The sequence below is a fragment of the Mycobacterium sp. UM_WGJ genome (assembly GCF_000455125.1).
GTDB lineage: Bacteria > Actinomycetota > Actinomycetes > Mycobacteriales > Mycobacteriaceae > Mycobacterium.
Window position 1 is genome coordinate 1 of record NZ_AUWR01000034.1, and the last position, 13,723, is coordinate 13,723.

13 protein-coding genes are annotated in these 13,723 nt (G+C 68.1%); 6 read left to right on the plus strand and 7 right to left on the minus strand.

The annotated features are described in order from the left end of the window. The 4 genes from N416_RS24130 to N416_RS0111700 all read right to left on the minus strand — a co-directional run. Nucleotides 1–1,425, minus strand: a 1,425-nt coding sequence (locus N416_RS24130) for a PGRS repeat-containing protein (RefSeq protein ID WP_024442288.1), incomplete at its 3' end; no start/stop codon positions are given. A 76-nt stretch (nucleotides 1,426–1,501) separates the two neighbouring features. Further along, entirely contained in the window at nucleotides 1,502–1,951 is a 450-nt protein-coding gene (locus N416_RS0111690; protein WP_024442289.1) for a nitroreductase family deazaflavin-dependent oxidoreductase, read from the minus strand. A gap of 4 nt (nucleotides 1,952–1,955) precedes the next feature. Beyond that, nucleotides 1,956–2,393 carry an HIT family protein gene (locus N416_RS0111695; RefSeq protein WP_024442290.1) on the minus strand — a complete coding sequence of 146 codons (438 nt, stop codon included), beginning with the start codon at nucleotides 2,391–2,393 and terminating at the stop codon, nucleotides 1,956–1,958. Between the two features lie 23 nt (nucleotides 2,394–2,416). Next, complete coding sequence (locus N416_RS0111700; protein ID WP_024442291.1) at nucleotides 2,417–3,568, minus strand: MalY/PatB family protein; 1,152 nt, start codon at nucleotides 3,566–3,568, stop codon at nucleotides 2,417–2,419. Nucleotides 3,569–3,601: 33 nt separating this feature from the next. On the opposite strand from N416_RS0111700, the gene N416_RS0111705 reads away from it, so the two are divergent. Together N416_RS0111705 and N416_RS0111710 are read left to right on the plus strand one after the other, a co-directional pair. Continuing rightward, nucleotides 3,602–4,714 carry an adenylate/guanylate cyclase domain-containing protein gene (locus N416_RS0111705; RefSeq protein WP_024442292.1) on the plus strand — a complete coding sequence of 371 codons (1,113 nt, stop codon included), beginning with the start codon at nucleotides 3,602–3,604 and terminating at the stop codon, nucleotides 4,712–4,714. Nucleotides 4,715–4,812: 98 nt separating this feature from the next. Next, entirely contained in the window at nucleotides 4,813–5,790 is a 978-nt protein-coding gene (locus N416_RS0111710; RefSeq protein WP_024442293.1) for an NAD(P)H nitroreductase, read from the plus strand. Nucleotides 5,791–6,177: 387 nt separating this feature from the next. Here N416_RS0111710 and N416_RS0111715 read toward each other — a convergent pair whose 3' ends face one another. Further along, a complete protein-coding gene (locus N416_RS0111715) occupies nucleotides 6,178–8,064 on the minus strand; it encodes an ABC transporter ATP-binding protein (RefSeq protein ID WP_024442294.1) in 1,887 nt (628 codons plus the stop codon). Continuing rightward, the gene (locus N416_RS0111720) at nucleotides 8,061–9,809 is read right to left on the minus strand and encodes an ABC transporter ATP-binding protein (protein ID WP_024442295.1); all 1,749 of its coding nucleotides are present in this window, start codon (nucleotides 9,807–9,809) and stop codon (nucleotides 8,061–8,063) included. Before N416_RS0111720 ends, N416_RS0111715 begins: the two co-directional genes overlap by 4 nt. A 171-nt stretch (nucleotides 9,810–9,980) precedes the next feature. Here N416_RS0111720 and N416_RS0111725 point away from each other — a divergent pair, with 171 nt between their 5' ends. The 3 genes from N416_RS0111725 to N416_RS0111735 all read left to right on the plus strand — a co-directional run bounded on the left by N416_RS0111725 (nucleotide 9,981) and on the right by N416_RS0111735 (nucleotide 11,813). Then, complete coding sequence (locus tag N416_RS0111725; protein WP_051190248.1) at nucleotides 9,981–10,481, plus strand: DUF3558 domain-containing protein; 501 nt, start codon at nucleotides 9,981–9,983, stop codon at nucleotides 10,479–10,481. Further along, nucleotides 10,478–11,023 carry a DUF3558 domain-containing protein gene (locus N416_RS0111730; protein ID WP_024442297.1) on the plus strand — a complete coding sequence of 182 codons (546 nt, stop codon included), beginning with the start codon at nucleotides 10,478–10,480 and terminating at the stop codon, nucleotides 11,021–11,023. The genes N416_RS0111725 and N416_RS0111730 overlap by 4 nt, the downstream gene beginning before the upstream one ends. Nucleotides 11,024–11,306: 283 nt before the next feature. Beyond that, the gene (locus tag N416_RS0111735; protein WP_046301772.1) at nucleotides 11,307–11,813 is read left to right on the plus strand and encodes a MarR family winged helix-turn-helix transcriptional regulator; all 507 of its coding nucleotides are present in this window, start codon (nucleotides 11,307–11,309) and stop codon (nucleotides 11,811–11,813) included. 38 nt (nucleotides 11,814–11,851) lie between these two features. Here the strand turns inward: N416_RS0111735 and N416_RS0111740 are convergent, their stop codons facing one another. Continuing rightward, entirely contained in the window at nucleotides 11,852–12,361 is a 510-nt protein-coding gene (locus N416_RS0111740; protein ID WP_024442299.1) for a TetR family transcriptional regulator, read from the minus strand. A 137-nt stretch (nucleotides 12,362–12,498) separates the two neighbouring features. Between N416_RS0111740 and N416_RS0111745 the strand changes: the two genes are divergently transcribed. Then, nucleotides 12,499–13,668: an acyl-CoA dehydrogenase family protein gene (locus tag N416_RS0111745; protein WP_024442300.1), complete on the plus strand. Its 1,170-nt coding sequence runs from the start codon at nucleotides 12,499–12,501 to the stop codon at nucleotides 13,666–13,668. Nucleotides 13,669–13,723: the final 55 nt, after the last annotated feature.

The window sequence follows — 13,723 nt, forward strand, 5'->3', positions numbered from 1 at the left end:
GCCGCCGGTGCCGCCCGCGCCGCCGTGGCCGTCGCCGAGCGAGGCGCCGCCGGCGCCCCCGTTGCCGCCGCGACCGCCGGCCCCGCCGGCGATCCCGAGCCCCCCGTTGGCCCCATTCGCGCCGTCGCCGCCCGATCCGCCGGCTCCGCCGTTGCCGTGCAGGCTGCCGGTGCCGCCGCCGCCGCCGTTGCCGCCGTTGGTGCCGGGGGCGGCGTTGGGGTCGGCAGCCGCGTTGTAGCCGTTGCCGCCCGCACCGCCGTTGCCGGCGTAGTCCGATGGTGTACCGGTGGCGCCGTGCAGTCCTTGGACCGAGCCCGCCCCGCCGTCACCGCCGAATCCTCCGGCGCCGAAAGCGCCGCCGTTGCCGCCGCGTCCCCCGTCTGGGTTGCTGGCGTCGCCGTGGCCGCCGGCTCCGCCGTCGCCGGCGGCCCCGCCGGAACCGCCGTTGCCGCCGTTGCCGCCGGCACCCTGCAGGCCCGCAAGCCCGTGGGCCGAGTCGCCGCCGGCGCCGCCATTGCCGCCCACCCCGCCGTAACCGCCCTGCATGCCGTCGCCGCCGTTGCCGCCGGTCCCGCCCGCGATGATCGCGTCGATCCCGTCAACGCCGGCTCCGCCGGCACCGCCCCCTCCGCCGTTGCCGCCGGCCCCACCACGGCCGCCGTCGCCGTACTGGGCCAGGCTCGCCCCGCCGGCGCCGCCGTTTCCGCCCTGCGCGCCGTTGCCCCCGGTGAAGCCGGCTGCACCCGCATCACCGGCGGTCCCGGTTCCGCCTATTCCGCCGGCGCCGCCGTTGCCGAACAGCCAGGCGAGGGCGTCGCCGCCCGCGCCGCCGACACCAGCGGCCTCGCCGTCGATACCGATTCCGCCGGCGCCGCCGACACCGCCGTTGCCCATGAACCACCCGCCGGTGCCGCCGACGCCGCCTGCCGCGCCGGCCCCGCCGTCACCGCCGGCCCCGCCGTCGCCGAACATGCCGGCCGCTCCGCCGTTGCCGCCGGCCACTCCGGCGGCGCTCTGGTCGAAGCCGTCTCCGCCGTCGCCGAACCACAGGCCGCCGGAACCGCCGTTGGGGTTCAGTTCGGTGCCATCAGCACCGTCACCGATCAGAAACTGCCCGGCCGCGGTATTGATCCAGCCGTTGACCATCGACCCGAAGTCACTGTTGATCCAGTTCTGCATCGACGTGTGCAGCGGGTCGTAGAAGAGCTGATCAAACCACGCCGCGGAGTCGATGGGGGTCTCTGCGGCCACCCCGGCGACCGGCGTGAACATGTCGATCAGCCAGTCGAAGTCCAAGCCGTCGGCGTGTGCCGACGGGGTCGCGGGCGTCAGCCCGACGGCGAGGAAAGTGCCGACCGCCGCTCCGGCTCCCGCCAGGCGCCGGCGTGCTGACTTCGACGTGCCCGGCCCAGCCTGACGGTTCATCGCCCCAAAGTACTAGCTGAGTGATACCTGAGCAAAGCAGAACAGCGAACTGCTCACAGAAATAGTGCTTGTTAAGTCAGGGCGCTGGCGTGAGCTTCACCACCGGGATCGGCCGGGTGGTGCGGCGCTGGTAGCCATCGTAGCGATTGGCGTTGTTGGCGTTGACAATTCGCCACAGCCGGGCGTAGTCCGGGTCATCCGGCAGCACCGGCTGCGCGGTGGCCCGCAGGCGGTTGGGCCCGACGTTGATCTCTAGCTCAGGGTTGGCTTTGAGGTTGTGGTACCAGCCGGGGGAGCGGGGCGCGCCGCCCATCGACGCCACGATCAGATAATCGTCGCCGTCGCGGGCATAGCTCAGTGTCGAGGTGCGGGCCTTGCCGGTTTTCGCGCCGACGGTGTGCAGCAACAGGTTGGGCGGCAGACCCGGGATCTTGTGGCCGATCCGGCCGTCGGTCCATTGGTAGATCAGGTTGTGCAGGGTGAGCGCTCGGACGCCCACTTTTTCAATCCACGGGAGATGATCCATCGGTTCAGTCTGACTGGGTGGTGCCGCTGCTCGCCAGTGCGGTCCGCAAGATCCTCCCGGTGCCTTCGCGGTCCGGATCGCGGCGCACCAGCAGTCCTTTGGCGAAGGACAGCCGGTCACCGTCTCGGCGCGGGACCACGTGCAGGTGAATGTGGAACACGCTTTGAAAGGCTGCCCGGCCGTCGTTGATCACCAGGTTGTTGCCGTCGGCGTGCAGCCCGGAGGCGCGGGCGGCCTGGGCGATCCGCTGCCCGACGGTAAGCATGCCGGCCAGGGTGGCCGCCGGGGTGTCGGTCAAATCCACGAAGTGCTGTTTGGGGATCACCAGGGTGTGGCCGCGGGTGAACGGCCGGATGTCGAGAAACGCCAGGTACTCGTCGTCTTCGAAAACCCGTACCGCCGGCGCGGTACCGGCGACTACGGCGCAGAACACGCAGGACATGCCCGCCACGTTAGCGGCAGCTGTCACTGCAGCGCACCGGCCATCGCTTCGATCGCCCGGTCCAAGATGGCCCGGGGGGTCGCGAAGTTCAGCCGCGCGAAGCCCCGCCCGCCGCCGAACGGGATGCCCGGACTCAGCGCCACCCGTGCGTCGGCCAGCAGGATCTCGGCCGGTTCGACGGGCAGGCCCAGCGCCCGGAAATCCAGCCACGCCAAGTAGGTCGCCTCGGGATGGCTGACCCGCAGGCCCGGCAGCGCCGCGGGCAGCGCTCGGCTGAGGTGGTCGCGGTTGGCCCGCAGGTAGGTCAGCAGGGAGTCCAGCCAGGGCCCGCCGCGGGTGTAGGCGGCAAGGTTGGCGCTGATGCCGACGGTGGCGGCGCCCATGGTGTGCAGCATGTTGATCCGGCGCCAGTCGGCGGCGTCGCGCGGATTGGACAGGATCACCTGGGCGCACATCAGCCCGGGCAGGTTCCAGCCTTTGGAGGCCGACATCAGTGTGATGACAGTGTCGGCGGCGGCGGGCGATACCGAGGCTGCCGCGACGTGGGGCCGGTCGTAGACCAGCGGGGCGTGGATCTCGTCGGCGATCACCCGGGCGCCGTGGCGCGCGGCGATGTCCACGATCGCACTGAGCTCTTCGGCAGTGAATGCGGTGCCCAGCGGGTTGTTCGGGTTGCACAAGATGAGCGATCCGGCGCCGGCGGCGAATGCGGCGTCCAGCGCATCCAGATCCATGAGATAGCGACCCGAGTCCTGCTGCGTCATCGGGATTTCCACGCGCTGACGTCCGGTCACGGTCAACAGGTCGAAGAACGGCATGTAGGCCGGCACCGGCAGTACCACCGGGCTCTCCGGGCGGGTGAGGAACTCGATCACCACCTCCATGCCCTTGAGGACGTCGGGCACCACCCGCACCCATTCGGGCTGGATAAGCCAGCCGTAGCGCCGTTCGCACCACTGCGTGAGCGCCACCGGCAAGGTATCGGAGCTCAGCGCGGGATACCCGAACTCCTCGTTGGCCACGCAGGCGCGCACCCCGTCGAGCACCTCGGGTGCGGTGGGGAAGTCCATCTCGGCGATCCACAGCGCCAGCACGTCGGGGGCGAAGTGATTCCACTTGATGGTGTTGCGGGCACGGAGTTGTTCGGGGGTCAGCGCATCGAAGACTTCAGCCACCTCGTCAGTCTGCCGCGAGATACGTTTGGCGGTGTGGGGGACGCCGAGATCGAGGACTTGCTGGCCGGGCTGGAGGGCACTGCGCGTGCCGAGCGAGCCGAACTGATCGAATGGCTGCTGGGACAGGGCATCACTGCCGAGGAGATCCGCGGGAATGTCTCGCCGATGCTGCTGGCGTCGCGGCGGCTGGTCGGCGACGACGGCAGCTATGTCTCGGCGCGCGAGATCAGTGAATCCACCGGGGTCGGCCTCGAACAGTTGCAGCGGCTGTTGCGTGCGGTCGGGCTGCCCTGGATGGACGATCCGGACGCCCCGGCGCAGATGCGCGCCGACGCCAGCATCGCCATGCACGCGCGCCGCTTCATCGACGCCGGCATCGACGCCGAGCAGGCCCTGCAGACCGCTCGGCTGTTGGCCGACGGGCTGGCGCACACCGCGGAATTCATGCGCTTCACGGTGTTGTCTGCGATCGGCGAACCGGGTGTCACCGAGCTGCAGATCGCCCAGCGGTCGCGGGATCTGGTGGCCGGGCTGGCACCGATGTTGGGTCCGTTCGTGCAGGACATGCTGATGATGCAGCTGCGTCATCAGCTCGACATCGACGCCGTCACCGCCGGGGAGCGCTTGGCGGGCGCACCGCTGCCGGGAGCGCGTCAGATCACCGTCGCGTTCGCCGACCTGGTCGGCTTCACCCGGCTCGGGGAGATGGTGCCGCCCGAGGAGCTGGTGCAGCTCGCCGAGCGCCTGACCGTACTGGGCCGCGAGATCGCCGTTCCGCCGGTGCGATTCATCAAGACCATCGGCGACGCGGTGATGTTCGTCTGCCCGGAGCCGGCGCCGCTGGTCGATGCGGTGCTGAGGCTGGTCGAAGCGGCCCAGGCCGACGACACCCTGCCCCGGCTGCGTGCCGGCGTCGCCTCCGGGGAGGCGGTGAGCCGGGTCGGGGACTGGTTCGGCAGCCCGGTCAACACCGCGAGCCGAATTACCGGGGTCGCCCGACCGGGCACGGTGCTGGTCGCTGAGTCGGTGCGAGAGGCGTTGGCCGAATCTGCGGACTTCCAATGGTCGTTCGCCGGCGGACGTCACCTCAAGGGCATCAAGAATGAAGTGACTCTGTTCCGCGTCCGCCACCGCGCCGGTGACTGATTCGGGGTCCGACGCCGACTGGCCGGTGACCAACGGCCCCTGTTGCTCCTGGGAGCCGGCTGGGAGGCTGAAGGCGACAGACCCGCTGGAGGTGGCTGATGCTGGACATGACCGTGGATTACGAGGTCTTCACCGAAGCGGTGCGGTTGGCCTGCCGTGCGCCGTCGTTGCACAACAGCCAGCCATGGCGATGGGTGGCCGACGGAAGCCGGCTGCACCTGTATCTGGATCCGACTCGCGGTGTGCATGGCGACCAGTCGGCGCGGGAAGCGTTGATCAGTTGCGGCGCCGTCCTGGATCACCTGCGGGTCGCGATGGCCGCGGCCGGCTGGACCGCCGAGATCGAGCGGTTCCCTGATGCCGCGCAGCCGGAGCACTTGGCCTCGATCGGATTCACCGCCGCAGAACGGGTCACGGATCTGGACCGCTATCGCGCCGGCGCGATCCTGACGCGCCACACCGATCGACTTCCATTCATGGCACCGAGCAACTGGGAGCCCTTCGAGACGGTGCTGTACGACACGGTGACCGACCCGGTGCAGCTGAGCGTCCTCGCCGACGAGCTGCGCTCCAGACTTGCCGAGGCTTCCCAGCTCACCGAGGCGCTGCGCTTGTACGACTCGTCGTATCACGCTGAACTCGGCTGGTGGACAGCACCATTCGAAGTCTCTGACGGGATTCCCGAGAGCGCACTGATCTCGGCCGCCGAAAGCGACCGGGTGGACATCGGGCGGACCTTCCCGGTCACGCACAACCGGGAACGACGCGTCGAGGTCGGCGACGACCATTCGAAGATCGTGCTGCTGTCGACCGCCAGCGACGAGCCGGGCGATGCCCTGGCCTGCGGCGAGGCACTCTCGTCAGTGTTGCTGGAATGCACCATGGCTGGCCTGGCGACCTGTCCGGTAACGCATTTGACCGAGGTGCCCGCCGGCCGGGCGCTGCTGGCCGGACTGGTCGGGGGCGACGACCTTCCCCAGGTGCTGGTTCGAGTCGGTGGTGCGCCGGCGCTGGAGAAGCCGCCGGTGCCGACACCGCGGCGGCCACTGGCCGATGTGCTGCACCTGAAGCTCTGATCGGCGACCCCCGCGGTCTGGCGGCGCCTGGGGGATTAGGAGAGTTGCCCGCCTTTGAGCGACAACTGGGGTGCGTGGACGAGCGCGTTGCGTTTTGTCGCTCAAAGGCGGGCAACTATCCCTATGGTTCGGATTTCGACTGGTTCGGGATGTAATCGCCCCCATGGTTCGGGGTTCAGCCCCGACCGGCTCCGGATTGGGCCGCCACCGGAAAATTAGGGCAGGCTCGGACTGACAGGGGAGCGTCTACACTTCCAGCGCGGCTGGCTTTCACCCTCTTGTCCAGCTCTTCGGATTACGGTCATGTCCGAGCCTGCTTCGCAGTCGAATCTACGCCGACGGCCACCGGTGGGCAATGGTTGATCTCGGCTGAACTTCCAGCCGATTTCAGCTGCCCTCGGCCATCGCCCAGTAGGCCCCGCGGCGGGCCAGCAATTCGGCGTGAGTGCCCTGCTCGACGATCCGGCCGGCCTGCATCACCAGGATCAGGTCCGCGTCACGGATCGTCGAAAGCCGGTGGGCGATAATGAAACTGGTGCGGCCCCGGCGCAACTCCCGCATCGCCCGCTGAATCAGCAGTTCGGTGCGGGTGTCCACCGAACTGGTCGCCTCGTCGAGGACGAGCAGCTGCGGCTGGGCCAGAAACGCCCGGGCGATCGTGATCAGCTGTTTCTCGCCGGCGCTGATGGCCCCGCCGTCGTCGTTGACCCGGGTGCCGTAGCCGTCCGGCAGGGTTCGCACGAAGGCGTCGACGTGCGCGGCGCGGGCCGCCTCGACGATCTCGTCCTCGGTGGCATCAGGCCGGCCGTAGCCGATGTTCTCGGCGATGGTCCCGGTGAACAGCCAGGTGTCCTGCAGCACCATCCCGATCGAGGAACGCAGCGCGCAGCGGTCCACGCCGGTGATGTCGGTGCCGTCGATCAGGATCTGCCCGCGGTCCACGTCGTAGAAGCGCATCAGCAGGTTGACCAGGGTGGTCTTGCCGGCCCCGGTCGGGCCCACGATGGCCACCGTGCTGCCCGCCGCCACGCTAAGCGACAGGTCCTCGATCACCGGCACGCCGGGCCGGTAGCCGAAGCTGACGTCGCGGAACTCGACGCGGCCGCGCGGGCCGCCAAGGTCACCCCACAGCGGCGCCGGCGGAGCCGGAGGCTCTTCGGGTTCGTCGAGGAACGCAAACACCCGCTCGGCGCTCGCGGCACCGGACTGTAAGGCGTTGAACAATGACGCCAGATTGCCCAGCGGTTGATTGAACTGGCGCACGTAGGCGATGAACGCCTGGACGCTGCCCAGCGTGATCTGTCCGGTAGCCACCTGGAATCCGCCGATCACCGCGACCGCGACGTAACCGAGGTTGGCGATCAGTCCGGTTGCCGGCGCGATCAGCCCGGAGAAGAACTGGGCACCGAACCCGGCCCGGTACAACTCGTCGTTGCACTCGTCGAACTGTTGCTGCGCCCAGCCTCGGTGCCCGAACGTCCGCACCAGCGTGAAACCGCTGTAGGTCTCTTCCAGGTGGGCATTGAGTCGCCCGGTGGCCGCCCACTGCGCGGCGAACAGTCGTTGCGAGCGCCGGGTGATCGACCGTACCGCCAGCAATGTCACCGGGACTCCGGCCACGGTGATCACGGCCAGCAGCGGCGAGATGGACAGCATCATCGCCAGCACCACCAGCACGGTCAGCACCGAGGAGAACAGTTGACTGACCGTCATCGACACCGATGTCGCGGTGTTGTCCACATCGTTGGTGACTCGGCTCAACAGCTCGCCGCGCCGTTGAGTGTCGAAATACCGCAGGGGCAGTCGATGCAGCTTGTCCGCGACATCGCGGCGCAGCGCCCGCATGGTGCGCTGCAGGATCACGTTGAGCAACCGAGCCTGGGTCCAGACCATCAGCGCCGCAATCAGATACAGGCCCATCGCCAGCGCCAACGTGCGCGCCACCGCGGCGAAGTCGACGCCGGAGCCCGGGATCACGTCCATCCGCGACAGCATCTCGGCGTAGGTGCCGTGGCCGGCGGCCCGGGCGTCCTCGACGGCCTGCTGCTTGGTGATGCCCGCCTGCAGGCCGCGGCCGATGATGCCGTTGAACACCAGATCGGTGGCGTGTCCCAGGATGCGCGGCCCGGCCACGCCGAGCGCGATACCGCCCAGCGACAGGCTGAACACCGCCGCGACCAGCCGGCGCTGCGGGCCCATCCGGCGGGCCAGGCGCAGCGCGGTCGGCCAGAAGTTCGCGGCCCGCACCGTCGGAGCCGCCACCGGTGCGGTCACAGGCCACCGACCCCGGCGGCCACCGACTGGGATTCGGCGAACTCGGCATAAGCCGGGCAGTCGGCCAGCAGCTCGCGGTGGGTTCCACTGCCGACCACCCGGCCGTCGTCGAGGACGATCACCTGGTCGGCCTGGGTGACGGTGGAGATCCGCTGCGCCACGATGATCACCGTCGCGTCGGCGGCCACCTCGCGCAGTGCGGCGCGCACCCGGGCGTCGGTGCGGGTGTCCAGGGCAGAGAACGCGTCGTCGAACAGATAGATCGAGGGCCGCCGGATCACGGCCCGGGCGATCGCGAGCCGTTGCCGCTGCCCGCCGGACAGATTGATCCCGCCCTGAGCCACCGGCATCGCCAGCCCGTCCGGGTGGGCCGCCACGAAATCGTCGGCGGCGGCCACCCGCAGGGCCGCCCACATCTGCTCGTCGCTCACGACTGCCCCCGCCGCGGCGCCGTAGCGCAGGTTGTCGGCGACGGTGCCGGAGAACAGGTAGCCGCGCTGGGGCACCAGGCCGATACCCGACCACAGCTCCTCGGGGTCGCGGTCGCGCACGTCCACGCCGTCGATGAGCACCGCGCCGTCGGTCGCGTCGCGCAGCCTGCAGATCAGCGACACCAGGGTGGACTTGCCCGAACCGGTGGAGCCGACCACCGCGGTGGTGGTGCCGGGCCGCGCAATCATTGACACCTCGGTTAGCACCGAGCGGTCGGCGCCGGGGTAGCGGAAGCCGACACCGTCGAGGCGGACCTCGCCGGTCGGCGAGGGCGGCGACACCGGCTGGGCGGGCGGCCCGATGGTCGGTTCGGTGGACAGCACCGCGGTGATCCGCTCGGCGCAGACCGCGGCGCGCGGCAGGATCGCGAGCACCATGGTGGCCATCAGCACGGCCATCAGGATCTGCATGAAATAGGACAGGAACGCGATCAGCGACCCGATCTGCATCTGCCCGGCATCGATGCGCAGCGCGCCGAACCAGATCAGTACGACGCTGGAGGCGTTGATGATCAGCGTGGTGGTCGGCAACATCAGTACCTGTAGGTTCCCGACGGTCAGCGAGGCGTCCGACAGGGCCGTGTTGGCCTGGGCGAACCGGTCCTTTTCGAAAGGCTCACGGGCGAACGCGCGGATCACCCGGATGCCGGTGAGCTGGTCGCGGAGTACTCGGTTGATGTTGTCGATCAGCATCTGCATGCGGCGGAACAGCGGCAGCATCCGCGACACGATCAGGTAGTTGGTCAGTGCCAACACCGGCACACTGACCGCCAGTAGCCAGGCCAGTCCTGCGTCCTGGTGCACCGCCATCAGCACCCCGCCGACGCACATGATGGGCGCGGTGACCAGCGTGCTGGCGCCCAGCTGCACCACCAGCTGGATCTGGCGGACGTCGTTGGTGGTGCGGGTCAACAGGGTTGGCGCCCCGAACCTCGTGGTTTCGCTTTCGGAGAACCGGATCACCTGGGCGAACACCGCCCGGCGCAGATCGCGTCCGAAGCCGGTCCCGGTGCGCGCGCCGAAGTAGACCGCGGCGATGGCGCACAGCATCTGCACGCCGGTGACGCCGAGCATCACCGCGCCGAGCCGAATGATGATCGCGGTGTCCCCGCGGACCACGCCGTCGTCGATGATCGTGGCATTGACGGTCGGCAGGTACAGCGAAGCCAGGGTGCTGATCAGTTGCAGTGCCATCACCGCCGCGACCGGCCGGCGGTAGGGCCGCAGGTAGCAGCGCAGCAGCGCCAGAAGCATGGGGTTACTGTCGCACATCCGTGCGGTCGCGGCGTTGCTGTGACGCTACGCGGCGACACAAACCGACTGGTCACCGCTGTGTCGTGGTTGACGGGCGGCGGTGCCGCTACAGTGCATCGTGTGCGGCTCAAACTGACGGTCCCGGCCCTGGCGGCCGCTGCCCTGATTCCGATGGTCGGCGGATGTTCTGACTCCGACTCGCCTGAAGCTGCGGGCGGCAGCCAGTCTGCGTCGCCGACGGCCGAGCAGAGCAATCATGGTCCGTCGTTCCCGCAGTGCGGTGGCATCAGTGACGAGACGATGGCCAACCTGACCCGGGTGTCCGGGTTGGTCAGCACCGCGCAGAACTCGGTGGGCTGCCAGTGGCTGCTGCGCGGCGGGATCATGGGCCCGCACTTCTCCTTCTCCTGGTATCGCGGCAGCCCCATCGGTCGCGAGCGCAAGACCGAAGAGGTGTCGCGGACATCCGTGGAGGACATCAACATCGACGGCCACAGCGGTTTCATCGCGATCGGCACCGCCCCGACGATGGGCGACAACCTGTGTGAGGTCGGCATCCAATTCAAAGATGACTTCATCGAGTGGTCGGTGAGCTTCGCTCAGAAGCCGTTCCCGGATCCGTGCGACGTCGCCAAAGAGCTGACCCGCCAGTCGATTGCGAACGCCAAATGAGCCGCCGGGTTCTGGCCAGTGCGGTCGCGGTGCTGGCAGTGTTGACCAGCTTGACGGGCTGCTCCCGTGAGGTGGGCGGCACCGCCGTCAAGGCCGGCGCGGGCGACACCAAGCGCAACAACAACTCCGAGCGGCAGTACCCGAACCTGCTCAAAGAGTGCGAGGTGCTGACCACCGACATCTTGGCCAAGACGGTGGGAGCAGACCCGCTCGACATCCAGAGCACCTTCGTCGGCGCCATCTGCCGCTGGCAGGCGGCCAACCCGGCCGGGCTGATCGACATCACCCGGTTCTGGTTCGAGCAGGGCAGCCTGGACAACGAACGCAAGGTCGCCGAGTTCTTGAAGTATCAGATCGAGAACAAGACCATCGTGGGCGTGCCCTCGATAGTGATGCGTCCGGCCGACCCGAATGGCTCCTGCGGGGTCGCCAGCGACGCCGCCGGGGTGGTCGGCTGGTGGGTCAACCCGCAGGCGCCCGGGATCGACGCGTGCGAGCAGGCGCTCAAATTGATGGAGCTGACGCTCGCGACGAACTCGTAGTCGCTCGGAGGCGGCGCCCCAATCCCAGGTGAAATAATTGTTTGGCTATCGAAATGACAATTTTCCGGCGGGGCGAAATTGATTAGTTTCCGTTTGAACCAATTGGCCCGGCCCGGAGGTTCTCTCTTCGGTCCATAGTGTCCTGCTGACCTGCGCCATCACGCAAAATTGTCTTTGCTGAGTGTCGTTCGTGTCGCTGCGAATCCAGGTGACGTGTCGGAACTGACACGCGTTATCCATTTCTGAGGCGCATCCTTCGATAGCATCGCGCGCCGTGGACGAGATGCATGAACTGCAAGCAATAGCTTGGCTTCCTGGGCTCAATGGAATCGAGCAACACTGCTGGCAACAGTTTCTGGCTTGCTCACTGAACGTCGTTGACGCGGTGAATGTTTGCCTCAAGAACGCACATGACCTCTCGATACGTGACGTCCTTCTGCTGGAGCTGCTGAGCAGGCCTCGGCGTCGGGAGCACCGGCTGTGTGTCTTGGCGGAGAAGCTGGGTGTCACGCAGGGGCAGTTGTCTACCCAGATCCGCCGGTTGGAAGGCCATGGCTGGATCACCCGCAGCCCGAGCCCGGGGGACCCGCGCGGCATTCTGCCCCGGATCACCAGTGCGGGGCATACCCGGCTGCACGCGGTGATGGAGACCTACGCGCAGGGCATCCGCGTGCACTACCTCAACCAGCTCAAGCACGAGCAAATGGTGAATCTGGTCGACAGTTGCCAGCGGATCAACGACTCGCTCAGCACGAATCGGGGTCGACAGGCGCTCAAAGCCGCCCGCTGAGGCGGGGATGGGCGCCGGTCGCCGTCTGTTGGGGAAAGCTATTGCGCCGCATGCCCGCCACCGGTTGCCAGCGCGCGCAATTCGGCAACCACCTGCTCTGCCGTCGGCGCGCTGTCGGGGTCGATCAGTGACTGGATCATCATGCCCAGCACCACTGCCAGGGCAACTGAGCCGCCCATCTCGGTACGCGCACGGTGTTGACCTTCGGCAAGACGCGCGCGCAGTTCGTCGTTGCGTTGGGCTTGCACGATCGCTTCCAGATGCGAGGTCCACAGTGCCTTGTCGGTGGTGAAGGAGTCCAGCACCGCCTGCCATCGCTCCACGGCCGTGGCTGCCGGCTGCCCTTCGGGGGACATCCGGGCGTCGAGTTCGTCGAGTTCTTCGAACAGGGCCTGCACCAGCAGGCGTTCGCGGCTGCCGAAGTGATAGCCGATGGCGGCATGGCTGACACCGGCCGCCGCGGCGATGTCGCGCACCGTCGTATTGGCCCAGCCTCGTTCGACGAGGCAGCGCTTGGCGCCTTCCAGCAGATCCTCACGGTTGCCCATGAAGGCAGGTTAGCCAGGGCGGGAGCAGTTGCACAAATGGATTGACCATATGGATTGACCATTTGGACAAATCGGGAGTACGGTACTGACACCAATGGATCCCGTCGGGGGATCTGCCAGATCAGGAGGTGCCGGTTATGGCGCACGAAGTCCTCGAGCGCGTCGAGAAGATCGCCACCCAGCTGGCGGACACCGCCGAAGAGAGCGAACGCCTCGGCAAGCTTTCGCAGCAGTCGGTGGCACTGATTCGCGAAGCCGGCGTGATGCGGATGCTGCAGCCGACGGACTTCGGTGGTTACGCCGCCCACCCGCGCGACTTCGCCGAGGCGGTCATGGCGGTGGCCAAGCACTGCGGCTCCACCGGTTGGGTGTGCGGTGTTGGGGGAGTGCACCCCTGGGAGATGGCGCTGATGGACCGCCGGCTGCAAGCCGAGATCTGGGCCGAAGATCCCGATACCTGGATCGCGTCCCCGTATGCCGCACAAGGTATCGCGACCCCGGTCGAGGGTGGTTATCGGTTGACCGGGCGGTGGAACTTCTCCTCGGGCACCGACCACTGCGACTGGATCTTCCTCGGTGCGCGCGTCGCGGAGACCATGCCGCCCAAGGTCTTACACGTCGTGTTGCCGCGCGCCGACTACACCATCGTCGAGGACTCCTGGGACGTCATCGGCCTGTCGGGCACCGGCAGCAAGGACATCATCGTCGACGGCGCCTTCATCCCGGACTACCGCACCATCGACTTCGAGCACGTCGCCTCCGGTGCGAGCGCCGCCGAGGCCGCCGGGCGAGATGAGACGGTCTACAAACTGCCGTTCTGGGCGATGTTCCCGCTCGGGATCACCGCCGCGCTCATCGGAATCACCGAGGGCGCATTGGCAGCGCATCTGGACTATCAGCGCGACCGGGTGGCCGCCACCGGCACCAAGATCAAGGACGACCCTTATGTGCTCTACGCGATCTCCGAAGCCGCCGCGGAGATCGCCGCCTCACGCGTGCAGTTGCTCGACGGCATCAGCAGGATGTACGACCTCGCCGACGCCGGTAAGGAGATCAGCTTCGAAGACCGATCACTGGTGCGGCGCAACCAGATTCGCTGCGCCTGGCGGGCCGTTGCTGCCGCCGACGCGATCTTCGCCCGCTCCGGGGGCAATGCCGCGCGCCGGAACAACCCACTGCAGCGGTTCTGGCGCGACGCCCACGTCGGGCTGGGCCACGCCATCCAGACGCCGGGGACCATCTATCACTCCAGTGCCCTGACGGCCATGGGGGTGGAACCGGCGCCCGCGTTGCGGGCGATGATCTGAGGAGTGCTCCGGTAGCGCTGATATTGCACTGAGGGTCGTGGTTCTTGGGAAACCC